The organism is Acinetobacter genomosp. 33YU, from assembly GCF_001990725.1.
Lineage (GTDB): Bacteria > Pseudomonadota > Gammaproteobacteria > Pseudomonadales > Moraxellaceae > Acinetobacter > Acinetobacter seifertii.
The window spans coordinates 74,680-98,512 of sequence record NZ_LFZQ01000007.1; the positions used below are offsets into that span (position 1 = coordinate 74,680).

General features: G+C 40.4%; 22 protein-coding genes. 8 read left to right on the forward strand and 14 right to left on the reverse strand.

What is annotated here, in order from left to right:
• Nucleotides 1-131 precede the first annotated feature (131 nt).
• The 5 genes from catA (at nt 132) to pcaD (ending at nt 4,955) form a co-directional block, all read left to right on the forward strand.
• Nucleotides 132-1,052 (forward strand): catechol 1,2-dioxygenase, encoded by a 921-nt coding sequence (catA, locus tag AC056_RS07875; RefSeq protein WP_019458831.1) that lies wholly within the window; start codon nt 132-134, stop codon nt 1,050-1,052.
• Between the two features lie 135 nt (nt 1,053-1,187).
• On the forward strand, nt 1,188-1,859 hold the full coding sequence (locus tag AC056_RS07880; RefSeq protein ID WP_077163272.1) for a 3-oxoacid CoA-transferase subunit A: 672 nt from the start codon (nt 1,188-1,190) through the stop codon (nt 1,857-1,859).
• Between the two features lie 18 nt (nt 1,860-1,877).
• Complete coding sequence (locus AC056_RS07885; RefSeq protein WP_000121798.1) at nt 1,878-2,531, forward strand: 3-oxoacid CoA-transferase subunit B; 654 nt, start codon at nt 1,878-1,880, stop codon at nt 2,529-2,531.
• A gap of 419 nt (nt 2,532-2,950) precedes the next feature.
• Nucleotides 2,951-4,165, forward strand: a complete 1,215-nt coding sequence (pcaF, locus tag AC056_RS07890; protein WP_077163273.1) for a 3-oxoadipyl-CoA thiolase — start codon at nt 2,951-2,953, stop codon at nt 4,163-4,165.
• 10 nt (nt 4,166-4,175) lie between these two features.
• Nucleotides 4,176-4,955: a 3-oxoadipate enol-lactonase gene (pcaD, locus tag AC056_RS07895; RefSeq protein WP_077163274.1), complete on the forward strand. Its 780-nt coding sequence runs from the start codon at nt 4,176-4,178 to the stop codon at nt 4,953-4,955.
• A gap of 57 nt (nt 4,956-5,012) precedes the next feature.
• On the opposite strand, the gene AC056_RS07900 is transcribed toward pcaD, so the two are convergent.
• The 13 genes from AC056_RS07900 to AC056_RS07960 all read right to left on the reverse strand — a co-directional run bounded on the left by AC056_RS07900 (nt 5,013) and on the right by AC056_RS07960 (nt 19,293).
• Nucleotides 5,013-6,500 (reverse strand): NAD-dependent phenylacetaldehyde dehydrogenase, encoded by a 1,488-nt coding sequence (locus AC056_RS07900; RefSeq protein WP_077163275.1) that lies wholly within the window; start codon nt 6,498-6,500, stop codon nt 5,013-5,015.
• A gap of 33 nt (nt 6,501-6,533) precedes the next feature.
• The gene (locus tag AC056_RS07905) at nt 6,534-7,751 is read right to left on the reverse strand and encodes a hypothetical protein (protein WP_077163446.1); all 1,218 of its coding nucleotides are present in this window, start codon (nt 7,749-7,751) and stop codon (nt 6,534-6,536) included.
• Between the two features lie 143 nt (nt 7,752-7,894).
• On the reverse strand, nt 7,895-10,210 hold the full coding sequence (tynA, locus tag AC056_RS07910) for a primary-amine oxidase (protein ID WP_077163276.1): 2,316 nt from the start codon (nt 10,208-10,210) through the stop codon (nt 7,895-7,897).
• A gap of 209 nt (nt 10,211-10,419) precedes the next feature.
• Nucleotides 10,420-11,334, reverse strand: coding sequence for a transcriptional regulator FeaR (gene feaR / locus AC056_RS07915; RefSeq protein ID WP_001077876.1), 915 nt, complete (start codon nt 11,332-11,334; stop codon nt 10,420-10,422).
• A 197-nt stretch (nt 11,335-11,531) separates the two neighbouring features.
• A complete protein-coding gene (locus tag AC056_RS07920) occupies nt 11,532-12,488 on the reverse strand; it encodes a p-hydroxyphenylacetate 3-hydroxylase reductase component (protein ID WP_077163277.1) in 957 nt (318 codons plus the stop codon).
• A 45-nt stretch (nt 12,489-12,533) separates the two neighbouring features.
• Entirely contained in the window at nt 12,534-13,487 is a 954-nt protein-coding gene (locus AC056_RS07925; RefSeq protein WP_077163278.1) for a PDR/VanB family oxidoreductase, read from the reverse strand.
• 34 nt (nt 13,488-13,521) lie between these two features.
• Entirely contained in the window at nt 13,522-14,211 is a 690-nt protein-coding gene (locus AC056_RS07930; protein WP_228144358.1) for an SDR family NAD(P)-dependent oxidoreductase, read from the reverse strand.
• A gap of 58 nt (nt 14,212-14,269) precedes the next feature.
• Nucleotides 14,270-14,755, reverse strand: coding sequence for an aromatic-ring-hydroxylating dioxygenase subunit beta (locus AC056_RS07935; protein WP_077163279.1), 486 nt, complete (start codon nt 14,753-14,755; stop codon nt 14,270-14,272).
• A gap of 10 nt (nt 14,756-14,765) precedes the next feature.
• Nucleotides 14,766-16,043 carry an aromatic ring-hydroxylating oxygenase subunit alpha gene (locus AC056_RS07940; RefSeq protein ID WP_009392122.1) on the reverse strand — a complete coding sequence of 426 codons (1,278 nt, stop codon included), beginning with the start codon at nt 16,041-16,043 and terminating at the stop codon, nt 14,766-14,768.
• Between the two features lie 29 nt (nt 16,044-16,072).
• A complete protein-coding gene (locus AC056_RS07945; protein WP_077163280.1) occupies nt 16,073-16,606 on the reverse strand; it encodes a nuclear transport factor 2 family protein in 534 nt (177 codons plus the stop codon).
• Nucleotides 16,607-16,610: 4 nt separating this feature from the next.
• Nucleotides 16,611-16,970, reverse strand: a complete 360-nt coding sequence (locus AC056_RS07950; protein ID WP_000387554.1) for a hypothetical protein — start codon at nt 16,968-16,970, stop codon at nt 16,611-16,613.
• A 28-nt stretch (nt 16,971-16,998) separates the two neighbouring features.
• Entirely contained in the window at nt 16,999-18,147 is a 1,149-nt protein-coding gene (locus tag AC056_RS07955) for an acyl-CoA dehydrogenase family protein (protein ID WP_077163447.1), read from the reverse strand.
• 36 nt (nt 18,148-18,183) lie between these two features.
• Nucleotides 18,184-19,293, reverse strand: a complete 1,110-nt coding sequence (locus tag AC056_RS07960) for an amidase (protein ID WP_077163281.1) — start codon at nt 19,291-19,293, stop codon at nt 18,184-18,186.
• Nucleotides 19,294-19,442: 149 nt separating this feature from the next.
• On the opposite strand from AC056_RS07960, the gene AC056_RS07965 reads away from it, so the two are divergent.
• The 3 genes from AC056_RS07965 to AC056_RS07975 all read left to right on the forward strand — a co-directional run bounded on the left by AC056_RS07965 (nt 19,443) and on the right by AC056_RS07975 (nt 23,041).
• Nucleotides 19,443-19,910: a MarR family winged helix-turn-helix transcriptional regulator gene (locus AC056_RS07965; protein ID WP_004701395.1), complete on the forward strand. Its 468-nt coding sequence runs from the start codon at nt 19,443-19,445 to the stop codon at nt 19,908-19,910.
• A 415-nt stretch (nt 19,911-20,325) separates the two neighbouring features.
• Nucleotides 20,326-21,675, forward strand: coding sequence for a spinster family MFS transporter (locus tag AC056_RS07970; RefSeq protein WP_077163282.1), 1,350 nt, complete (start codon nt 20,326-20,328; stop codon nt 21,673-21,675).
• Between the two features lie 109 nt (nt 21,676-21,784).
• Nucleotides 21,785-23,041 (forward strand): OprD family outer membrane porin, encoded by a 1,257-nt coding sequence (locus tag AC056_RS07975; protein WP_077163283.1) that lies wholly within the window; start codon nt 21,785-21,787, stop codon nt 23,039-23,041.
• A gap of 34 nt (nt 23,042-23,075) precedes the next feature.
• Here the strand turns inward: AC056_RS07975 and AC056_RS07980 are convergent, their stop codons facing one another.
• Nucleotides 23,076-23,819: an SDR family oxidoreductase gene (locus AC056_RS07980; protein ID WP_077163284.1), complete on the reverse strand. Its 744-nt coding sequence runs from the start codon at nt 23,817-23,819 to the stop codon at nt 23,076-23,078.
• Nucleotides 23,820-23,833: the final 14 nt, after the last annotated feature.

Below are 23,833 nucleotides of genomic sequence, written 5' to 3' on the forward strand. Positions count from 1 at the left end.
GAAGTCCATTTAAAAACCAAGCAGATTATTCAGAAGGTAACAAGGAACGTGGCGGCACTTATTCGCTAGCAAAACAAAATGCCCGCAGCGCTGCCACCCAAAACCGTATTGCATACTTAAGGAGTTTTAGTATGAACCGTCAACAAATTGATGCGCTTGTAAAACAAATGAATGTCGACACTGCTAAAGGTGAAGTCGATGCACGTGTTCAACAAATTGTTGTGCGCCTTCTCGGGGATTTATTTCAAGCCATCGAAGATTTAGACATCCAGCCTTCTGAAGTTTGGAAAGGTTTGGAATATTTTACCGATGCAGGCCAAGCAAACGAACTTGGACTTTTAGCAGCTGGCTTAGGTTTAGAGCACTATCTTGATTTACGTGCTGATGAAGCTGATGCAAAAGCTGGCGTTACGGGTGGCACACCACGTACCATCGAAGGTCCACTTTATGTCGCTGGCGCGCCTGAATCTGTTGGTTTTGCGCGTATGGATGATGGTACTGAGTCTGGCAAAATCGATACCTTAATTATTGAAGGTACTGTGACCGATACTGATGGCAATATCATTGAAAATGCCAAAGTTGAAGTATGGCATGCCAACAGTTTGGGTAACTATTCATTCTTTGATAAGTCTCAATCTGACTTCAACTTACGTCGTAGTATTTTGACTGATGCAGATGGTAAATATGTTGCATTAACCACAATGCCAGTAGGTTATGGTTGCCCGCCAGAAGGTACAACTCAAGCCCTTCTTAACAAATTAGGCCGTCATGGTAACCGTCCATCTCACGTTCACTATTTCGTTTCTGCGCCAGGTTTCCGCAAGCTGACTACTCAATTCAACATTGAGGGTGATGAGTACTTATGGGACGACTTTGCCTTCGCAACTCGTGACGGTTTAGTGGCAACAGCAGTTGATGTAACTGACCCTGCTGAAATTCAACGCCGTGGTTTAGATCACGCTTTCAAACACATCACATTTAACATCGAACTTGTTAAAGATGCCGCTGCCGCTCCTTCAACTGAAGTTGAACGTCGTCGCGCTAGTGCTTAATTGAAAGTATATGTGAGTTAAAAGTTCGCTTTTGACTCACAAAATTTATTCCATTTATTACTACCATTAAGAATTTAAATAAATTTTTAGCGGTAGTAATAACATCACGTTACCTCATGCTCTAAGGTTTCTCACATGATTGACAAAAGTAAGTCCTCACTAAGCGAGGTACTATCGCAGATTAAAGATGGCGCGACCATTCTGATTGGTGGTTTTGGTACCGCAGGACAACCCGCTGAACTCATTGACGGTCTTATTGAACTGGGTATTAAAGATTTAACCATTGTTAGCAATAATGCCGGTAATGGCGACTATGGTCTGGCGAAACTGCTTAAGGCTGGTTCGGTTAAAAAAGTGATCTGTTCTTTCCCTCGTCAGTCAGACTCTTATGTATTTGATGAATTGTACCGTGCCGGAAAGGTTGAGCTTGAAGTAGTACCACAAGGTAATCTGGCGTGTCGTATTCAGGCAGCCGGCATGGGTTTAGGCGCTGTGTTTACCCCAACAGGCTTTGGAACTCTTTTAGCTGAAGGGAAAGAAACCCGCGAGATTGATGGGAAAGATTACGTACTTGAATATCCAATCAAAGCTGACTTTGCCTTGATTAAAGCTTACAAGGGCGACCGCTGGGGCAATCTGGTTTACCGTAAATCTGCACGTAACTTTGGCCCAATTATGGCTATGGCTGCTGATGTCACCATTGCTCAGGTTTCTGAAGTGGTTGAACTCGGTGGATTAGATCCGGAGCACATCATCACCCCAGGTATTTTTGTACAGCATGTTGTACAAGTACAACCCACACAATAAGCAATAAGGAGAAATAACATGAGCTACCAGAAACTCAGCCGTGACCAGATTGCACAACGTGTGGCACAAGACATTCCAGATGGTGCCTATGTGAACTTGGGTATTGGTTTACCGACTAAGATTGCAAGCTACTTACCTAACGACAAAGATATTTTTCTTCATTCTGAAAATGGTTTATTGGCTTTTGGTCCTCCTCCAGCGGCAGGTGAAGAAGACCCTGAACTGATTAATGCGGGTAAAGAGTTTGTGACCATGCTTGAAGGCGGCAGCTTTTTCCACCATGGTGACTCATTTGCGATGATGCGTGGTGGACACCTTGATATTGCTGTACTCGGCGCGTTTCAGGTTGCTGCGAATGGTGACTTGGCGAACTGGCACACGGGGGCACCAGATGCGATTCCTGCGGTGGGTGGTGCGATGGATTTGGCGGTAGGTGCCAAGAAAGTATTTATCACCACAGACCATGTGACTAAGCAAGGTGAGCCGAAGATTGTGGCTGAGCTAACTTATCCAGTAACAGGTAAAAAATGTGTGGATCGTATTTACACCGACCTGTGTGTGATTGATGTGACCAAAGACGGTTTAAAAGTGATTGAGAAAGTTGAAGGTCTTAGCTTTGATGAGTTACAGGCTTTAACGGGTGCAACTTTGATTGATGCGACCCAAGGATAAGGTTTATATAACAAACTCTTATTACACAGCATTCACTATCGTGACAGGCGACATGGATGTCGCCCGTTGGACAGGGAGGCAAGGAAGCCTCCTCTGTTCAACAAAGGTTTTTGTTACTTTTGACCTTTCAAAAGTAAGGTATCGCTTATACAACAGACCTATGGATATCACAGTAAATTGCAGCCGTGATGTTATTCGTTGATATGAAAATTTATAAAGCATCTCAACGGAGTCTTATCTGTTTAAACCAGATGCCGACAGCTAATTCGTGTCACTTTTTTAAAAAAGTAACCAAAAATCTTTGTTACTCAGACACAACCTCCCTGTTGTGCTGAGCAACGAGGCGACATCCATGTCGCCACCACGAAATACTTACGGAGAATGGCTAAAAAGGCCTGAAGTAAAGGACAAAAGTTAGAATGAAAAACGCTTATATCATCGATGCCATCCGTACCCCATTCGGCCGTTATGCCGGTGCCCTTGCACCTGTCCGTGCCGATGACCTTGGCGCTGTGCCGATTAAAGCCCTCATGCAGCGTAACCCAAATGTAGATTGGGAACAGATCGATGATGTGATCTATGGCTGTGCCAACCAAGCCGGTGAAGATAACCGTAATGTTGGCCGTATGTCAGCACTGCTTGCTGGTTTGCCGTATCAAGTACCAGCAACCACCATTAATCGTTTGTGTGGTTCATCGCTCGATGCGATTGCTATTGCTGCCCGTGCCATTAAAGCAGGTGAAGCGAACTTGGTGATTGCAGGTGGTGTGGAAAGCATGAGCCGTGCACCTTATGTGATGGGTAAGTCTGACAGTGCTTTTGGCCGTAGCCAGAAGATTGAAGACACCACTATGGGATGGCGTTTCATTAACCCTAAACTTAAAGAATTGTATGGTGTAGACACCATGCCACAGACTGCCGAAAACGTGGCTGAACAGTTCAACGTGAATCGTGCAGATCAGGACCAGTTTGCCTTGGTGAGCCAACAACGCACCGCAAGCGCGCAAGCCAAAGGCTTTTTTTCTAAAGAAATCGTGGCAGTTGAAATCCCTCAGCGTAAGGGGGATGCTGTTGTGATTGATACCGATGAGCATCCACGTGCATCAACGACCCTTGAAGCTTTAAGCAAACTTAAACCGGTTGTTAAAGCAGAGGGTTCTGTGACTGCAGGCAATGCTTCAGGCATTAACGATGGTGCAGCAGCACTACTGATTGCTTCTGATGAGGCAGTTAAGGCCTATAACTTAAAACCGCGTGCCAAGATCATTGCTTCAACAGCAGTCGGTGTAGAACCACGCATTATGGGTTTTGCTCCGGCACCAGCGATTAAAAAATTACTTAAACAATCCAACCTGACTTTAGATCAGATGGATGTGATTGAGCTTAACGAAGCTTTTGCTGCACAAGCTTTAGCAGTCACTCGTGATTTAGGCTTGTCAGACGATAGCAACAAAGTAAATCCAAATGGTGGTGCCATTGCATTGGGCCATCCACTGGGTGCATCAGGTGCACGCCTCGTGACCACAGCCCTAAACCAGCTTGAACAAAAAGGTGGTCGTTATGGTTTGTGTTCAATGTGTATTGGTGTAGGCCAAGGCATCGCATTGATTATTGAACGTGTTGAAGCACTTTAAGGAGAAACAAATGCCATCTTTTCAATCTGCCGATGCACAAATCAACTATCAAACCTTTGGCGAACCGTCGTCCCCTGCTCTGGTGTTTTCCAATTCTTTGGGCACAAATTATGGCATGTGGCAAAAACAGTTTAATGAGTTAAAAGATCAATTTTTTGTGATCTGCTATGACACTCGTGGTCACGGTTCATCATCTACACCTGACGGCCCATACACTGTAGAGCAACTAGGTGAAGATGTTATCCGTTTACTGGATCATCTAAATATTAGCAAAGCTGCTTTTTGTGGTATTTCCATGGGTGGTTTAACAGGTCAATGGCTTGCGATTCACTATCCTGACCGTTTTAGTCATGTGGTTGTGGCAAATACTGCCGCTAAAATTGGGCAAGAACAAGCATGGTTTGACCGTGCGAGATTAGTACGTGAGCAAGGTTTACAACCAATCGCAGCCACAGCAGCTTCGCGATGGTTTACAGATCCCTTTATCCAAAGTCATCCTTCAATTGTCAACAACCTGTGTAACGACTTAAGTGCTGGCAGCGCAATGGGTTATGCCAATTGTTGCGAGGCTTTGGCTAAAGCGGATGTCCGTGAGCAGTTAAAAGAAATCAAAATTCCTGTACTGGTGATTGCTGGAACTCAAGACCTTGTAACGACCGTTACAGATGGTGAATTTATGCAGCAACGCATTCCACAATCAAAGCTTGCAGAAATAGATGCCTCTCATATTTCCAATGTCGAGCAGCCAGAAGCTTTTAATAAGATCCTAAAGAACTTTTTATTAGGTTAGTTTTAATGTTAAAAATGGCCTATAAAGGCCATTTTTTATATCTTGTAGCTTTTAAACTTAATACCGAATCATAACCGATTTTAATTCGGTGTAATCTTCAATAAATGCATCAGAAAACTCTCTGCCAATTCCTGAAGCTTTTACCCCACCAAATGGAACTGATGGATCTAAGAACGTATGCATATTCACCCATAGAGTCCCCGCTTCAATCTTAGGAATTAAACAGAAAGCTTTAGACAAATCATTTGTCCAAATACTTGCGGTTAAACCAAAGCGCGACTGATTCATCAGTTGAACGAGTTCTTCTTCAGTGTCGAATGGCATTATCCCGACCACTGGACCAAAAGTTTCCTCTGAAAATAAAGGATCATCTGTATTTTTAAAGGAAATTAAAGTTGGCTGTACAAAATATCCTGTCTGATCTAATGCCTCACCCCCTGCAATAATCTGATTGTTGGCTTTAGCCATATCTAAATAATGTTTCACTTTATTAAAATGTGGCTGATTCGAGAGTGGACCAAACATACTTCTCTCATCCATAGCCGATCCAATTTTGAACTGCGAGAGTGCTTTCGAGAGTTTCTCGACAAGTTCATCATGTTTTGTATGGTGTACAAAAAAACGCTCTGGCGATGCACAAACCTGACCTTGATGTACAAAAGTTGCTTGCAACAAAGTCGGTAAAATCTCATCAATATTTGCATCGGCCAAAACAGCTATGGCATTTTTACCGCCTAACTCTAGACTTACACGGGTTAAATCACTGCTCATCGCGAGTTTACCAATGGCAATACCTGTTGGTACTGAACCTGTAAATGAGACTTTCTTAACGAGTGGCGACTCAATTAAATATTGTCCTGTATCGCCTTTACCTGTAACCACATTAATCACACCAGCTGGAATACCGGCCTCAATGGCAAGTTCAGCTAAACGTAATAAAGATAAGCTGGCAAACTCACTTGGTTTAAGCACAATGGTACAGCCAGTTGTTAAAGCTGAACCGATTTTCCAAACGCCAATCATCAGTGAGAAATTCCACGGCACAATCCCTGCAACCACACCAATCGGTTGTCTTAAAGTAAATGCCGTATATTTTTCACCTTGCATAGAAGGAATAGAGGGTTGCATGGTTTGACCATTAATTTTAGTTGCCCAACCCGCAAAATACCTTAAGAAAATAACGGATTGTGCGACTTCAAGATGACGGGAAATATTGATAAGTTTTCCTGTAGACAACGTCTCGAGCTGTGCAAGTTCTTCACCATATTGCTCAATTAAATCGGCTAGCTTGTTCAGTTTAACGCCACGTTCATACGGCGTTGTTTCAGCCCAAGCATTTTGAAAAGCATGTTCAGCACTTTTCACCGCGCTTTCAACATCGTGTTGACTACCAATACTAATTTGAGCAACAACTTGTTCAGTCGATGGATTCACAATATCCACTTTATCTAAAAGCTCGGCAGCAACTAACTTTCCATCAATAAAATGTCCATGTTGACGTGCCATAAATTGTTTTACGCTTTCTAAAATCTGAACTTCACTCATTTTTATTTCTCTCAATTTATTTAGAAGGATCTATTAATAGATGTATTGCAGAATCAACTGCGCATAGACATTGGTCTTGTCATCGTAGTTTTGAGTACCGCCACTATGGATATCGTTTTTTGGTTTATAGAGTCCCACTAAAGGAATAACGTTGAATTTTTTATTGACCGACCAGACTGAAAAGACATCTAACTCATGTCCATCTACATTAGTTAAAGATTTATTTACTGTTTTGAACTTATAGGCCAAAGCACCCAACATAAAGTTTTCTTTCAAATTCATCATGTAAGAAACTTGATGAATATCTGCATTTTTATTAAATGGACCAGCATAGTTTCCAGCAACTTCGCCCTGAAACCATGTGCCAAAGCCGACTGTATTTCCATAAAACATAGGGTCGTATTGGTCTGAAAAATGACTAAAGCGGTAACCTAATGAGGGCGTATATTTTGAAGATAAAAAGTTATAGTTCAGCGCTAAGTAGCCAGCATTTTCGTGGCTATCTTTTTTATCTTGAACCACAAACTCAGTTTTAACTTGCAGCTCTGGTAAGGGTTGATAATTCAAACGTAAAGCATAATTTTTAAGGTCTTGTCGTCCTGAAACGTGTTCAGCATCTTCAAGATCCAATACGTTTAAATAAGTGAACCCAACGCCCTTATCTTTAAGTTGATACATCAAATCAGTTACAAACAGTTCAGGTGAAAATTGTGCTTTATTGTCTGACTTTAAATAAGCCAGCTTTAGCGTTGTATTTTCTTGCGGTTTGTATTGAAGCAAACTTGTAAAATCAAAGCTTCGACGAGCTGCTAGATAATATGCCCCGCCCCGATCTAATATGCCGTCCGCAGGCGCTTTACCGAGGTTTAACGCATCACCGGCAATGAAGAACCCATCACCAATCATAATATTTTGTCGACCGATACTTAAATCATAGGTCATTAACTCATCTTTATTGATGCCGTCTTTAAAACCAATGATCCATTCATTCACATCTGTTTTACGTTCTTTGCCATTACTATTTTGGCCTGCGTCACCATCACCAAATGTTGCCGAGCTAATACCGCTCAAGCTTGCATAGAGCTGATTGTTTTTAAAGGTGTATTGTCCTTTAGCACCATATTTAAGGTGCCCTTCTTGCCAATTGACTCTTTCATCCTCTAGGTTTTCACCGTTATAGCTTTTACCGCTACTAAAAGCCCCAAAAGTTGCTTCAAAAGTCGGTTTAATTTCAAGCTCACCAGCATGCACATTTGAAAAAAATGAGACAAAGAGAGTCCCTCTCACAACCTGAGAAAATAAATTTTTCATTTAGAAATTCCTTTTTTGCGAACGGCCTAACCGTGCTCAAGTGTGGGTAACCGATTCGTTACCCACACCATTCATGTGCGTTTTTAGTGATGGTCGTGCTGCGTGTTTTGCTCGTCTTCACCCAAGTTTAAAGTCGGGGTGTTGTCAAAGAAGTTCCAAGGTTTGATTAGGGTATAAACCCATTCTGTCGGCATAATTGGCCATTCTTCAGCACGTGCCACATGGGTTGTACCTGTTGTCATCCACACCACAAGGTCTTTATTTTCAATATTTTCATTGTTGCCAATGAACTGTCCTAATCCTGTATCATGAGTTGAGCGGTTTGAATATTTCCCTTCAGGATAGCGTTCATCTGGATTGTACTGGGTCACCCAAATTTGCTTATCCATAAAGTTCAAACGTTTAAATAACCACTCATCTTTAGCAAAATTGGCACCCTTCGCAACAGGGTGTGTTCCACCTGCAAACGGAATGAGTTGGTAAGAAACAGGATTGCCTAATTTATTTTCCTTATTGAAATTCGTGAGTAAGCGAATGGTAGACGGATCAAATTTTTCAGCCGCATTTTGCTCATTCGTAATGACTTTACTATCGATTTGCATCGTGCTTGTACGAACACCACCTTTGTCATTGGCTTTCACCACAGGGTCCATATGCATAAAGCTGTTGTTTTCCCCATCTACATCCATGTCTAAGCGGAAGTTATAAATATGTTGGTGCGTTGTACCGACAATATTATGGTCAATTAAAGTTCCATATTTGGTGTCTTCTTTTGCGGTACTGTCATGCATGGTGCGTGATTTAACGCCTTTAACAGCTTCAATACCTGTTGCACCCGCATTAATCCCAATTACACCATTTTGGGAAAATACCCAGTCAAACATGTAATCATAGTTCCCCACTGTACTAATCCAGCGCACAACAAGTTCACGGCGGGCTTCACTGGCATCTTGATTGCCAAAAATTTCGTGATGTTTATATTCAGGTCCTGCATAACGTTCAAATACAGCAATGGCATTTGGAATTACTTGTGGTTGGCCTTTATAGTCTGCAATCACCGCATCAAGTAAAACTGCATTGTCAGGTGCATCTGTTCCCGGAAGAATAGATGATGTGAGTGTACCCATACCGTATTCGCCAGAGTCCAAATAAGATTTGAAGTACCAACCAATATCAGGATCGCCATATGGAACCACCATTCCACCCAAGTTCCCTTCATACATGACTTTACGCTTAACGCCTTTATCTTTATAGGTCACTGTTGAAAGCTGCAAGCCAACACGCGAGTCTAACGCCACATGCAAACACCAGTTCCCCCAATGTATGGTTTGGCCAGTAATGCTAAAGTTCTTACCCTCAGGTTCAATAATATTGAGTGGTTTTAGCTTACTTGCTACGGGCTTATTCGACATATAAGGTCGATTTGCCATTGGCACAGGAATGATCGCACCTTCTTCAATCTTGATAATTTTTTCTTTATCTAAATCGACTACAGCAACTAGGTTCTCAATAGGATGTGCCCAGTAGTTACCATCTCCTACATCGAGGTAAGCGACAACTTTTAATATATTGAGTTGTTTATCAAGTCCATCTTTACCGCCAAAATATCCAACCGTCAGCGGTGTAGCAATCACTTTCTTCACATCGGTAATGCCGCGTTTCCGTAAAGCTTCCTGATATTCTTTACTCGTTTCAATTACACGCTGTACAGCTTCAAAATTATCGAGCAGCACCATTCCATGAGTGTCTTTAAGTACATTCCATTTGGTGACTTGTTGAGTGTTAAGGTTAACTTCACCTTCAATCGCTTGACTCCCCTTTAATAAAATAAATGAGGCAATACGATCTTCTTTAAATTCTTTGTGATTAATAAAGTAATCCCAGACTTTGGCTTTTTCAGGTTCTTTAAGCTTTAACTCGGCAAAACGCATATTTTTATAGGCGTATTTCGAGCGGTTAATCACATCAAAGGTCTTTTTGATTTCGTCAGAATTTAAGCTATTGAGCGGGTGAAACGTATTTTCAATTTTGAAAGTTTGATCTAACCCAGACTGGAATACTTCATTAAAAAAATCTTTTCCAATAACAGGCTTACCATCCTTAATTAATAAAGGCACGCTGAGTTTGAAAGGTTTGCCATTCACCAAAACCTGATCTGAATTGGGTTTAGCTCGAACTACCATAGAGCCTTTGGTGATCATATAAGTATTGGTAAAATCATCTTTAACAACTTTAGCACCTTGCTCACTCATGTTTTGATAAAGTGAGACCATTTCGGCATGGCCACCATGAGCAAACGCTTGAGTATTGAGTCCCCAAAAGCTTGCAGCGATTGATAAGTTAAGTGCCAGTATTTTTTGTATGTCATTCAATAATCGTTGTTTACGCATTGGTTTCATCCTTTTCATCTATCCCTGAACTATCTGAATCAGACAGTTAAAATGCACTTTCCTGTGTGTGAAATTCATTAGACCAACTTAATAGTTTTATGGTTATTAAGCTTATCTAACCTGCTCTAATGAATTTAATTTCAACACAGTTACATAGGGATAATTTGTTCAAGAATGACGTCGAACTTGTCTAAAAATGACATTGAGAGATGAAAGAATTAAACCGACATACCCTCTCTAAATTCTTTAGGAGAAATACCATAAGTCTTTTTAAAGATTTTTGAGAAATGAGCGCCATCCCAAAAACCCCACTTCAAGGCAATTTGAGTAATCGAGCTTTGTTTGTTCTTTTTATCAAGCAAATCTGCTTTCACTTTTTCTAGGCGTTTGAGCTGTATATATTTGTTAATCGATAAATTTTCTTGAAGGAACAAACGGTAGAGATGACGCAGCGATACCCCAATATGTTCTGCAATTAATTTAGGTGTTAAGTCAGGTTTTGCTAAGTTTTCTATAATATAACGCTCAGCTTTTTCCATCAGATTATTGGAGCTATTAATATTTTTATAATTAATTGTCGGTTTGATTAAGGCAATCAATGCATCTTCAAAAGCATTACCGTCTTCGGTTGCGTACCAAAGTTTGATGTTTTCAGCAGACATGTTTTTCAAAATATTCTTGAGTAAAAAACCACTCATATTTTGAGTAATCAGTTTTCCAAAATATTCAGTACTAATATTTTCTTTCAGTAATTTTTCACGCGACAGATGAACTGAAATCTGGCTTACCAAGCCTTGCGGATACATCGAAATGGTTTCGACCGGGTCGACCAACACAATATCGCCTTCATTTAGGCTTAAAGTCTCATTTTTATATTCGAGCAGCATTTTTCCCGAATACTGCAAAATCAAAAAACAAAAACGATTATTCACTCGATCGATTTCATCGGCTTTTCGGACAATTTTATTGGCATTGTTTTTAATAAAAGCAATTTCGGTATCACCCAATAAAAAGCACTGAACTTCACCAATAAATAAATTACGGGTTCCGTCAAAATCGGTTTCAAAATTGCCGCACACACTTTTAATATGGTGCGTCCATGTGAGTAATGCATCGCTTACATATTGGTTCATCCCTTACCTCTCTATACATGTGTCACCGCTCAAAATTTTGCGTTTGTGGTGGTGCACTGTCTTGGCTTTTTACAATCTTGTTTTATTGATAAACAAATTGTGTGCCAAAAATTCCTTATCCTTGGAATTGTTTTGATGATAGTCAGCTAGATGTAAAGAAGCTGATAAATCAATTCAATTTATCAGCTTAAGGGGACTTATGCTACTCCTGCAAAATCTCTTAGCATGGTAATAAAAATATCCTTTTGTTCCTCAGAATACTTTTTAAACACTTCATTTTGGTGGCTGTCGGCAATATCAAACAAATACTGTGCTGTTTGTTTACCTTTCTCGGTCAATGCATACAAATTATCGTGATCAACCAATAACCCTTCAAATTTTAAAATTTCAGCCGATCTTTCTACTTCTTGCATTGGCATAGCAATATCGCGCGGTAAATCTTCCTTACTTGAAGCAGTACCACTTGCCAAAACCAGCAGCAGCCGTGATTCACTGGTACGGAACCCTGAAGCCATTTGCTTAGGAATATAGTCGGTTTGATAAGCTTTAAAAGCACGACTCATCAAGTAGCAGACATTATTATATAAGTGCCCATAATGAGTCTGGTCTACACCGTTCTGTTCAGTTTGCTTAACTTGAAGGCTCGGATGCGGCATGACACAAGAATATGCACCTTGATGGTAAACCAGTGGGCTTCTGCCTTGGTCATGGAAACGAACCACTTTGCCAACAATAATCCAGTGGTCACCACCTTCAATCACTTGATAACGTTCGCACTCAAACACCGCAGAACAATTTTCTAAAATGGGTACGCGTCCTGCGCCAAGTTGAAAATTGGTGTCGGCAAATTTATCAATATTGCGTCTTGAAAACTTATTAGACAGCTCAATTTGCGTGCCTGATAAAATATTGACTGCAAAATGTGTTGCTTCTTCAAATACTGAAAAACTTGAAGATTTTTTATCAATGCTCCACAAAATAAGTGGTGGGTCGAGTGATACCGAGTTAAAACTATTTGCGGTTACACCTACTTTTTCACCGTGTGCATTTTGTGCAGTAACAATGGTAACGCCTGTTGCAAAATTTCCTAATGCTCGTCGGAACTGTAGTGGATCGACCGTAAACTCATCTATTTGTTGTAATACATTCATCATCTTTCTCCTAAACCTTCTCTTACATCCATATAAATCGCGAGAGCATTAGATATCTAAAACTAGTCTCGGTGTTTTAGAGCGCGAACAGCACACCAATATTTGTTCATTGCTGGCTTTTTCTTCGTCAGTAAAATAAACATCTCGATGATCAGGTTCGCCTTCAATTACATCGCACATACAGGTTCCGCATACGCCTTGCTCGCAAGACATTTCAATCTCGATCCCTTCTTTAGCTAAAGCCTGCAAAATGGTTTCGCCAGCTTCAACCATAATGATTTTTCCGCTACGCTCAGCCACCACCTCAAATGAATCTCCAGAAGTATCAGTTTCAACTTGGAAATATTCTTTGTGGATTTGCTGCTCAGGAAAATTGTGAGTCGTGGCAAGGTTAATCACCCAGTCCATGAAACCGACTGGACCACACGTGTAAATATGGCTTTCCGAGTCAATATCTTTAATGGCAGATTCAAAAAATGCTCGGTGGCTTGCACCTTCGGATTTAAAATGGAAAGTCGTGTATTTTGCTAACTCACCATTTTTAATTTCATCAACAAAAGCACAATGTTCAGGGCTAGCACCACAGTAGTGAAGCTCAAATGATGCACCTTCGTGTGCAAGTTGATAGGCCATCGTGATTAACGGCGTAATTCCAATTCCACCGCCAATTAATACACTGTGTTTGGCTTTTAAAAGTGGAAATAAATTTTTTGGTTCACTGACCTGAATTTGCATGCCATCTTTAATTTCATCAAAAGCCGAGACTGAGCCACCACGTGATTCAGGGTCACGTAAAATTCCAAGGCGGAACTTACCTTCGTCATTTGGATTTTGGCAAAGTGAATACTGGCGCACCATGCCATTTGGTAAGTGCACATCAATATGTGCACCCGCTTCAACTTTTGGCAATGTTGTAGAAGTGGCAGACTCAAATTCCATGACTGCAATATTTCCACCTTCCACATGGCGATTTTTAACGACAACATCATAAAGTGTAGTCATGATTTAACTCCCTTTTCATGCTTAAGCGATTGGCTTAACGCATGAATAAACCACCGTTAATATCCCATGTTGCACCAGTCACAAACCCCGCATTTGGACTCGCAAGCAACCCACAAGTTTCAGCAATGAAATGCATACTTCCTAAGGCTTTAACCGGAATATTTTGGATGAACTGTTCCATTTTTTCGTCAGACACCACACTATGAACGATTGGAGACTCCATCGGTCCCGGTGCAACCGCATTAACCGTAACGCCTTTTGCTGCAAACTCTTTGGCAAAAATTTTGGTTAACGTCACAATCGCACCTTTGGTTGCCGCATAGTGTGCACCCGTTGCCGTACCGCCATTTTGTCCCGCTAAAGACGCCATATTAATGATGCGTCCATAGCCTTTTTTAGCCATATATTGACCAATAATTTGGCAAGCTTGAAAGGTGCCACGTTGGTTAACTTGCGTGATCCAATCAAAATCGGCTGCAGTAATTTCTAATACTGGCGTTGCTTTGGTGACGGTAGCATTGTTAATTAACACATCAAGTTTAGAAAATTTATCTTCAATCCATTGCACAGCAGCATGAAAATCTGCCTCAACTGAAATATCTAATTTCAAGGGAAACATATTTTGTGCATATTGACTTTGTACCTTGGCATTTTCGGCTTTTTCAAGCGTACTTGCTGACAAAATCACTTGATGGCCTTGGCTCGCAAAATATTCAGCAATCACATTACCGAGTCAAGAAGCAGCACCTGTCACTAAAACAACTTGTTTCATGTTACCGCTCCTAAAGAATGTAGCTAATACCAGCTAAGGTATCGGTTGAGTTAACCAAGTTAATAATTTTACGGTTAATCTTAAAACCTGTAGCCGCATCACGAGTTAGATGGTAGGTAATATCAGCTGTGTAATGCTTGAGGTTTTCTTTACGGAATTCACGTAAGTTTTGAGCACAACGTAAAACGATTTCATTATCTTGGTCTTGAATAACTCGTACACGAGAAATGCTACGCACAGTATTTGCTTTAGGCGCTGTAGAAATCGCTTCACCATTTTCAAGACGCTGTACACGTAAAGTACGCATATGATTATCGTCATAGGCATAATTTAAGTTGTTTTCGTAGTCAGTGAGGTTCTGGTCAATTGGAATGATATAAACACCTTTTTCATTCCATAAATTGAGCCATTCACGGTATTCACTGTGGTCTAACATATCTGCTTCAGCCCAGATGAAAGCAGTGACTTCATTTAATAATTGCAGATTCATATTCATTGCTCTCTCCTTAAGCCTTCATCATCTTTTTCCACTGCTGATATGCTGCACGCATACCTGTTTCAGCACTGACATCACTTTTTAAGCCATCTTCAGTTTTGACTTCGCCCGGTAAACCACGGTTGAGCATGATCCATAAATCATTACCCGCATTGGCACCGTGTTGTACGCGTTCCCAAGCTTCCGAGTCATCTGGTGTACCAAAACCAAATGGACCTTGGAAATGTTCATGCAAACGTAAGCGATATTGGTTGGCAATTTGTGGACCACCGTCCATCGTAATTACCGAGTGATGAATTTCTGTTTCAGCCACTGAAATTGGCTGTAAAACACGGAAGAACGCCATCGAACATGCAATATTCGGGAATAAATTTAAGTTAAAACCAGAACCACCGACGGCACGGACAATACGGCGTACTTCTAACTCTTCATGCCCTTCGTCACGCAAAGCTTGAGCCAAGTCTTCAAAACGTTCTTGAATTGGTCGCTCCATGAGCTCTTCGTCTAAATCAACCAGTTCAGGAATCATCACCATCACACTGTGACCGTTTCCTAAGTCTTCAACAAACCCCGGTTGATTTTCGAAGTTAAAGAGTTCTTCAGTTTTTTCATCAACAGAACTTAAGAATGACTTGTGTACCAACGGGAAGTGATATGCATCCGTGGTATTTTCAAGCTGGATTTTCCAGTTCCCCGGGAAACGGAAACGGTGTTCACCCAAAACTTTAATTGGATAACCCGCACCTTGTTTCATAAACAGGTCAATCCATTTTTTTGCTGGCCCAAGAAATTCTTCAAGCGGTTGAATGTCTTCTTTAAATGAAGCGAAGATCATGCCGTTATATTCTTCTACACGTAGACTAACTAGCGGTAACTCAGATTTATCTAAACAATCACCGTAGCTTTCCGGAGATGGCACACCACGTAAGCTACCATCTAGTGCATAGCTCCAACCGTGGTACGGACATACAAAACTGTTGGTTTTTCCTTTTTTATGTTCGCATACGGTTGCTGCACGGTGACGGCAACGGTTTAAAAGTACATGGACTTTCTTTTTACGGTCACGCACAACAACCACAGGCTGTTTACCAATGTTAATGGTTTTATAGCTTCCACCTTCTGGAATTTCGCTGGCATGTGCAACCCACACCCAAGTGCTATAAAAGATTTTTTCCATTTCTTCATCAAAAATACGTTCATCTTTATAAAGAGAAGTATGGGCACGGTCACTTTGAACCAAAGTATCGTAATCAGTGCCAATGTTATGCGTCGGGATAATACTGTTCATATCAATAGTCCTTTTAAATATGTCCTGGGTCATTCCTGGGAAGGTACCGGTAATTCGGCTTCACTGTGCCAATGCGATACGGGACGACTGAAAATATTCTGTGTTTGGAAATGTTTAATTTTCCATGTTCCATCTACTTGCTTTTGGAACTTCACGTTGAGCTTTGCTGTATTCAGATGACTACGGCCATCTTTAAATGTTGAAGTCTGCAACATCAGCCATGAAGCATTTGCATCATTTTGATTTACATAAATTTGTTCTGAATTTACAAAGTGTGCATTCATAACAAAGTGAGATTCTTTTTGGGTATAGCTTTTAAACATGTCGTAAATCGACTGCCAAGAATCATAACGGCCAAAGGATTTGGCATATTTCTCGCCAATACCTTCCCAAATACAGTCTTGATCAAAAAGATTCATCAGCTCTTCAAGGTCTGTATTTGCATTGAGCTCGTCGCAGATTTCCATATAACGGTTCAGGCAGTTGCGAATGGCGTTGTGCGCTTCTAACTGTTCTAGTCGCTCTAAGATTTCTGCAATATTCACTTTGTCATTCATTGCCATCGCCCTAACGTTGGATAATTAATTCGCGTCCAACACGAGCTTCAACTTTGCAATATTTCCAAAGCTTGTATGGACCTTCACCCACCACTGTCGTTCTAAACAAATTACAAGCCGCATGTACTGTTTCAATATCTGGAACATCTGCAAGCAAGTAAGTTGTCCAAGGCCAGCCCGCACTTGGGCCAACCATGCTTTGGTCATCATCAAGATTTCCAAAAACATGTACGCCCGGTAAGTCATGAATGCCATTCCACATTTCACCAAACGCTGCCCAAACTGCTTTTGCTTCAGCAGGTTCTGCATCAAAAAAGTTTTGGTTAATACCCATGCAGAACAAAACACGTAATGATTTTTTAGCTTCCATCTCAATATCCTTTTAAAAAAATTAAAACTTATAAATAACCTGGGGTTGGCTTTAACCCGAAACTGATTGAGCCTGCATTTTGTAAAGTCGCATCGCCCATAAAGGCATGCTGAGTCACCACGTTGGTGTCATTCACAAAACGGCTAAATGGATTGTTGGTATAGATTGCTGTCATGCCCGCGAGCATTTGCATTTTTCGGGTGACTTTGGCGCAAACTCGAGCTGCATGTGTACATGCCAAACGCATATCGCTAATTTGTTCAGCAGTTGCTTCACGTCCAGCAATAATTTCATTCCAAACAATGTCCATGGTTTGATAAAACCAAGACTTTGCAGCCTGAAACTCTGCATCAGCTTGAGCAAACTCATATTGAGTCACTGGGCGGTTGGCAATTTCTGACCCACCCGTAATAGATGCTTTACCCGGCGCCAATTTTTCAAATTCTTCTAATGCGGCAGCTGCAACCCCAATACCCACCACGGTTAATACTTGAGTCGCTAAAGAAAGTGACGGATATTTAAAAAATGGCTCGCTGAGTTTTGAAGGTTCACCACGGACAAAGGTCCATTTCTTTTCGACCAATACATCTTCGACGACTAAGTCATGGCTTCCCGTGCCTTTTAGGCCAACGGTGTCCCAAGTCATTTCAATTTTGGCTTTTTTGGCAGGCATCACTGCCATGCGAGGTAAGCCCTGCATTTCATTATTTTTAAGCGGTGAAATTCCCACGCCAACAATGTCTGCTCCCATACAGCCACTTGAGAATTTCCAACGTCCACGGACTACGACACCTTCATCTGTAATTTCAGCAGGTTGTGGCGGGAAAATACCTCCGGCAAACACTACATCTGGCCCGTTTTGGTACAATTCTTTAAGTGTTTCTTCTGGCAAACTTCCTAAATACGCAGGACTCATACCGAAACTTGCCACCCAACCGACTGAACCATCAGCTTTAGATAACGTTTCGATTAACTCGCAAAACTGTCGTGGTGAACATTCGTCACCGCCAAAACGTTTCGGAACCAATGCACGGTAAACACCGATTTGCTTAAGCTTTTCGATAACGTCTTGGCTCACATAAGCCTGATTATCAAATTCACCTGTACAGGCGCGCTCACGAATTTCTTGGCACAAAGCGTCTAAGTCAACTGCTTTGTCTTGAGAAGCAAACTCCATTTTAGATAACTTATTCATCATCTAACTCCTTGTAATTTATTGCATTGCATCAACACAAAATTTAGCTATTGCGCATAATTGCTCATCTTTTTGATGCTTCGATACGATCTGTAAGCCCACTGGTAAACCTTCACTGGTTTCAAGTGGCACTGAAATGGCGGGATGTCCTGATAAATTAAATGGTCGAACTAAAGCTGTAAGATTCAAAAAAGCGACCGTGTTTTCAGCTTCAGAAACTTTTGGTGGAATTTGCGGAAGTGTCGGTAGAACCAATGCATCATATTTTTCTAATAAAGCATCGAGTTCTTGGTTCAGCTGCGCTCTCACAACTTCTGATTGTTTTACTTGTTCTAAAGTAGTGTGTGCCGCTTTTAATAAACGACCATTTACATCAGAACCAATTAAGCCTGTTTGAGTTAACTCACCGTACGCTTGCCAGTTTTCATAATTAATAATTTGCATGCCTGCGTCATAAGCTGCTTCAAAATGTTCAACTTTTTCTAAAGTGATCTGTAAATTAGCTTTTTGAAGTGCTTGATAAATACAGTTCCAAACAACCTCATCTGCGCTTACATCTAAAACCGCAAGTTTTGGTGCACTAGTACATTGAGTCGGTTTAAAAGTTGGATCAATAATTTGCATGGCCTTTTCAATCATCTCGACTGAATTTGCAAAAGGACCAACGCAATCTAAAGAACTCGACGGCGGATATACACCTTTTCTGCTCACACGGCCAAAAGTTGGCTTTAATCCAAAAACTCCGCAGCACGCAGCGGGCATACGGATAGAGCCGCCCGTGTCGGTACCTAAAGTAAAATCAGCTTGTTTTGCTGCAATAGCCGCAGCCGAACCACTTGAAGACCCACCAGGAATAAGTTCAGGATATTTTGGATTGATGGGAGTACCAAAAGCGTGGTTAATGCCTGTAATACCAAAAGCCAATTCGTGCAAATTTGTTTTGGCAATAATTTCACAGTCTGCTTTTAAAATGTTTTTAACCACCTCAGCATCATCTTGAGCAGGTTCAACATTTAATAAAGCTCGACTACCAGCAATGGTTTTTAGACCTTGAATATCAATTGTGTCCTTGACCATCACCTTGAGCTTGCCACTTCCTTTGTGCACGCTTTGGCTAATAATATTCATTCACTTTTCCATGTATTTTTATTCATTAATTAAAATATCGGAAAATTTAATGGAATTGTCAAGTATTTTTTATAATTTGTTCTCAAGGAAATATCCAAAATTTTGTTTATAATAGGATTACCCTTTTTTCACTAAGTTATTGCTTAGCTATGCTTGATCATTTAGAACAATTTCTTCCTAATAAAGAACCGTCGAGTATTCAAAATTTCCCTTTTTTTTGGGTTTCTCAAGTTAACGGAAAATATTCACAACTCATTGAAAAATCAATAAAAAAACTAGGTATTGATAATACACGCCGTAAAATCATTTTAAGTACTAATGCTTTGGGAGAAGCCAGTATTACCGATATCGCTAATCTTTCTACCTTAAAGTTAACTACGGCCACAAAAGCTGTATATCGCTTAGTAGAAGATGGAATTGTCGAGGTCTACTCTTCTACCACCGATGAACGCATCTCGATGGTGAAATTAACACCCAAAGGTGTCGAGCTGGTTGAACAGATTAATCAAATTAGTGTGGTCACCTTAGCGGGTATTCTAAATGCTTTTTCAGAAGATGAGCTTCACAATTTAAATCACCAGTTAAAGAAATTATTTGATCTTATGCCATCAAGTTAATTATTTGCCTTGTTAACGGGTCCCATACACTCAAGAGCAGCATGAAATAGTTCTTCTTTTCTCGCTGCTCTTTATTAAAAATAAGTTTTAATATTAAAAAATAAATAAAAATCAGTTTCTTAATTCAATAAATTATTACTATCTGTTTACTTAACATACTTTTTAGGTATTCTAACATACTCAATAAGTAATGGAATTTTACATATAAAAAGAAAATAATAATTCCATGATCTTTGAAGCCCATTAACTCCTAATTGGGTTTAGACGCACTCTTCCGGTCTGTACGAGACCAAATTACTCATTTCTAGCCTATTTATTATTCTTATCTAAAAGGGGGAAATATCGAAAACTTCAGAGGAATAATAAAAGTTAGATATCAATTTCTTTAAGCGTTTTATACATAAGGATTAAGTGTATGAACCAAAGTAATATCGCTGTTGAAAGGACACAAAAGAAAAGCAATGCTTATGCATGGTATGTCGTCACACTTTGTATGTTGGCATATATATTTTCATTTATTGATCGCCAAATTCTGGCGCTGATGATTGAACCCATCAAAGCAGATCTCCAACTTTCAGATACACAATTTAGCCTGTTACATGGCCTTGCCTTCTCACTGTTTTACGCGGTTATGGGGTTACCCTTAGCCTATATTGCCGATCGTTTTTCACGACCAAAACTGATTTCAATCGGGATTATTGTTTGGAGCCTAGCAACGGCAACTTGTGGTTTAAGTAAAAACTTTATTCAACTGTTCCTGAGCCGTATGGCGGTCGGTGTGGGTGAAGCTGCGTTATCTCCAGCCGCTTATTCAATGTTCAGCGACATGTTTAGTAAGGACAAACTAGGTCGTGCTGTCGGAATTTATTCAATTGGTGCTTTTTTAGGTGGTGGTATCGCCTTTTTAGTGGGCGGTTATGTCATTAATTTGCTTAAAGGCGTAACGCTCATTGAAGTTCCACTATTAGGCGCACTTAAAGCATGGCAAATTGCCTTTTTTGTAGTCGGTTTACCTGGCATCATTATTGGTTTGCTTTTTATTTTGACCGTTAAAGACCCTGCACGTAAAGGTCAACAGCTCAACCAAAATGGACAAGTTGACCAAGTCAAATTCTCACAATGTCTTCAGTTTATTAAAAAACATGCGAAAACATTTGCTTGTCATTATTTAGGTTTTACCTTTTATGCAATGGCACTCTACAGCCTTACCAGTTGGACACCAGCATTTTATATTCGAAAGTTTCAACTCGCGCCGACTGAAACAGGCTATATGCTCGGTACGATTCTGTTAGTCGCAAATACCTTAGGTGTATTTTGTGCAGGCTGGTTAAATGATTGGTTTATTAAAAAAGGTCGCCAAGATGCACCGATGTTCACTGGTGTGATTGGGATTGTTGGCCTTATTATTCCAATTGCATTTTTTACCCAAACAGATCAGCTATGGCTTTCAGTAAGCTTACTGATTCCTGCAATGTTCTTTGCATCTTTCCCTCTAGTGATTTCGGCAACTGCTCTGCAAATGTTAGCCCCAAACCAATTTAGAGCACGTCTTTCTGCGCTATTCCTTTTAGTGAGCAACTTAATTGGACTCGGTATTGGTACAACATTGGTGGCAATTATTACAGATAAAGTTTTTGGTAGTCCGTTAATGGTGGGTTCTTCTTTATCTATTGTGGGTGGTCTGTCGTGTGTACTGGCTCTAATTCTGCTTTTTAAAGGCTGCAAATTCTTTAGTGAAAGTATGAAGCTTGAAAAATTAAATTAATAGGTCTCACCAATTGCAAAAATGTACTCTCTAATTAAATGCTTAGAGAGTACCGAAATATTCAAAATTACGTAGTGCCGAGGACTGGCATACATCTGGGAAATGGATTATGGAATTATTTCACCGTTTTAAACCACACACTTTAGCCGTTGCCACTTTATTACTGATGTGCAGTAACTCATGGGCCGCAAATCCAAATCAACAAACTGAAGATGAATGGAAATTCACTTTAAAAAATGCCTATATCAACCGCGATTTTGATAATGATGCACTCAAAGATACTGGCAGTTGGTCTCAGGGAACATCATTATTTTATAAATCAAAAATGCATGACACCCCGTTAGTCATAGCTGACAAGCCAATCACAATTGGGGCCGATGCTTCTGTTCAATACGCCGTGCGTTTAAGTTCTGACAAACACGTCGCTGACACAGTTTTGCCTTTTAATAAAGAAACGCAATCTCAGGCTTCAGACTATTTAAAATACGGCGCGACATTAAAATTAGGTTATGACAAAACTTTATTAAGTGTGGGTGAACTTTGGTTAGATTTACCAGTAACTGCCGTAGACGCTAGTCGTCAGTTACTCACTTCATATTGGGGAACCAACTTAAAGTCACAACTTTCAGATCAGCTTTATGCCGAAATTGGCCGAGTGGAAAAAGTCTCGCCACGAAACGAAGAAGACTTTAAAAAGTTTTCGTTCACGGCAAATGGAATTACCAAAGAATCTGATGGCCTTAACTACATTGACCTGCGCTATCAATTTACGCCGTCTTTAAAGGGCGAATATTATTTTGGCAATTTAGAAGACCTCTACAACAAGCACTATGTAGGACTTGAGCATAATTGGAAACAACCTAACTTTGCGCTTACTTCTAAGTTTAAGTACTTCAATGCCAAAAATGACGGCAATACTTTTGATATCGATGCGCAGAATATTGGGGTACTAGAAACAGTTAAAGTAAAAAATCATACCTTTGGCTTGGGTTACCAACAAATTATGGGTGAATCGGCATACCCCTTACCAGACGGCTTTTTGCCAGAGACCTACTTCATTAACTGGAATGCCACGGGATTCTTTAAAAAAGATGAAAAGTCTTACCATGTCATGTATGGCTACGACTTTAAAGATTACGTGCCGGGCTTAAATGCGATGGTGAAATATGTTTACGGAAATGATTTTAAAGCAGCGAATGGTGAGAAAAATCATGAAACAGAATCGAATGTGATTTTAAACTATGCGTTTCAGCAACCCTTCTTAAAAGGCGTGGCCCTACAATATATTCGTATTGATTACAATGTTAAGCACGGCAATGACTTTGGCGAAGACCGTTTTTTTGTTAATTACACCAAAAAGTTTTAATTAAAAAATACCCCCTAAATTTAGGGGGTATTTTTTATCCTAATTTATTAACTAATCTTAAAGGCAAAACCCTCATAGCAATACTCATGGGTAACCATGGCCACTGTGGCACATAAGCTTTTATAGGTTGTTTTTCGATAGCTTTGACTAAAGCTTTACATCCAGTTTTGGCGTCGACTTCAAATGGTAAATGTTTAGCCCCTTCATTGATTTCAGTTCGGATGTAACCCGGGAAAATCGTTGAGACTTTAATTGGAGTATCTAATAATTCAGCACGAATACCCTCGGCCAAGTGAGCAACTGCAGCTTTACTCGCCGCATAAGTCGATAAATGTTTTGGTAATCCGCGCATAGCACTCATAGATGACATTACCACCAAATGACCGGCGTTTTGCTCTCTAAAGATTTCAACTGCTGCTTCACACTGTGCTAAAGCAGAAATAAAGTTTGTTTCTGCGGTTGCCTTATTAATTTCAAAATTACCTTTACCAATACGACGGCCATTTCCAACTCCCGCATTTACAATAATTCGGTCTAAATAGCCAAACTCTTTTTTAAAGGCGCGAAATACTTCAAAAACCTGATCGTAATTGGTGACGTCCAGACTTTTTGCAATTACTTTTATACCGTACTCATTTTCAAGTTCAGTTTTTAAAGTTTCCAATCTGTCTAAACGGCGTGCACAAATCGCTAAGTTATAGCCTTTGGCTGCAAATTCATGCGACATACCCGCGCCCAATCCAGAACTTGCACCTGTAATTAAAATCGTCTTTGCCATGCTTTTATCCTTAT

What these genes read in the sequence shown, in the direction of transcription:
- AC056_RS07960 (WP_077163281.1), bottom strand. Translation starts at nt 19,293, where the DNA reads ATGAATATTATTAGCCAAAGCGTGCACAAAGGAAGTGGCAAGCTCAAG.
- AC056_RS07955 (WP_077163447.1), bottom strand. Translation starts at nt 18,147, where the DNA reads ATGGAGTTTGCTTCTCAAGACAAAGCAGTTGACTTAGACGCTTTGTGC.
- feaR (WP_001077876.1), bottom strand. Translation starts at nt 11,334, where the DNA reads ATGAACCAATATGTAAGCGATGCATTACTCACATGGACGCACCATATT.
- AC056_RS07970 (WP_077163282.1), top strand. Translation starts at nt 20,326, where the DNA reads ATGAACCAAAGTAATATCGCTGTTGAAAGGACACAAAAGAAAAGCAAT.
- AC056_RS07945 (WP_077163280.1), bottom strand. Translation starts at nt 16,606, where the DNA reads ATGGCAATGAATGACAAAGTGAATATTGCAGAAATCTTAGAGCGACTA.
- AC056_RS07920 (WP_077163277.1), bottom strand. Translation starts at nt 12,488, where the DNA reads ATGATGAATGTATTACAACAAATAGATGAGTTTACGGTCGATCCACTA.
- AC056_RS07935 (WP_077163279.1), bottom strand. Translation starts at nt 14,755, where the DNA reads ATGAATATGAATCTGCAATTATTAAATGAAGTCACTGCTTTCATCTGG.
- AC056_RS07950 (WP_000387554.1), bottom strand. Translation starts at nt 16,970, where the DNA reads ATGGAAGCTAAAAAATCATTACGTGTTTTGTTCTGCATGGGTATTAAC.
- AC056_RS07900 (WP_077163275.1), bottom strand. Translation starts at nt 6,500, where the DNA reads ATGAGTGAAGTTCAGATTTTAGAAAGCGTAAAACAATTTATGGCACGT.
- AC056_RS07975 (WP_077163283.1), top strand. Translation starts at nt 21,785, where the DNA reads ATGGAATTATTTCACCGTTTTAAACCACACACTTTAGCCGTTGCCACT.
- tynA (WP_077163276.1), bottom strand. Translation starts at nt 10,210, where the DNA reads ATGAAACCAATGCGTAAACAACGATTATTGAATGACATACAAAAAATA.
- AC056_RS07885 (WP_000121798.1), top strand. Translation starts at nt 1,878, where the DNA reads ATGAGCTACCAGAAACTCAGCCGTGACCAGATTGCACAACGTGTGGCA.
- AC056_RS07965 (WP_004701395.1), top strand. Translation starts at nt 19,443, where the DNA reads ATGCTTGATCATTTAGAACAATTTCTTCCTAATAAAGAACCGTCGAGT.
- catA (WP_019458831.1), top strand. Translation starts at nt 132, where the DNA reads ATGAACCGTCAACAAATTGATGCGCTTGTAAAACAAATGAATGTCGAC.
- pcaD (WP_077163274.1), top strand. Translation starts at nt 4,176, where the DNA reads ATGCCATCTTTTCAATCTGCCGATGCACAAATCAACTATCAAACCTTT.
- AC056_RS07980 (WP_077163284.1), bottom strand. Translation starts at nt 23,819, where the DNA reads ATGGCAAAGACGATTTTAATTACAGGTGCAAGTTCTGGATTGGGCGCG.
- pcaF (WP_077163273.1), top strand. Translation starts at nt 2,951, where the DNA reads ATGAAAAACGCTTATATCATCGATGCCATCCGTACCCCATTCGGCCGT.
- AC056_RS07940 (WP_009392122.1), bottom strand. Translation starts at nt 16,043, where the DNA reads ATGAACAGTATTATCCCGACGCATAACATTGGCACTGATTACGATACT.
- AC056_RS07925 (WP_077163278.1), bottom strand. Translation starts at nt 13,487, where the DNA reads ATGACTACACTTTATGATGTTGTCGTTAAAAATCGCCATGTGGAAGGT.
- AC056_RS07880 (WP_077163272.1), top strand. Translation starts at nt 1,188, where the DNA reads ATGATTGACAAAAGTAAGTCCTCACTAAGCGAGGTACTATCGCAGATT.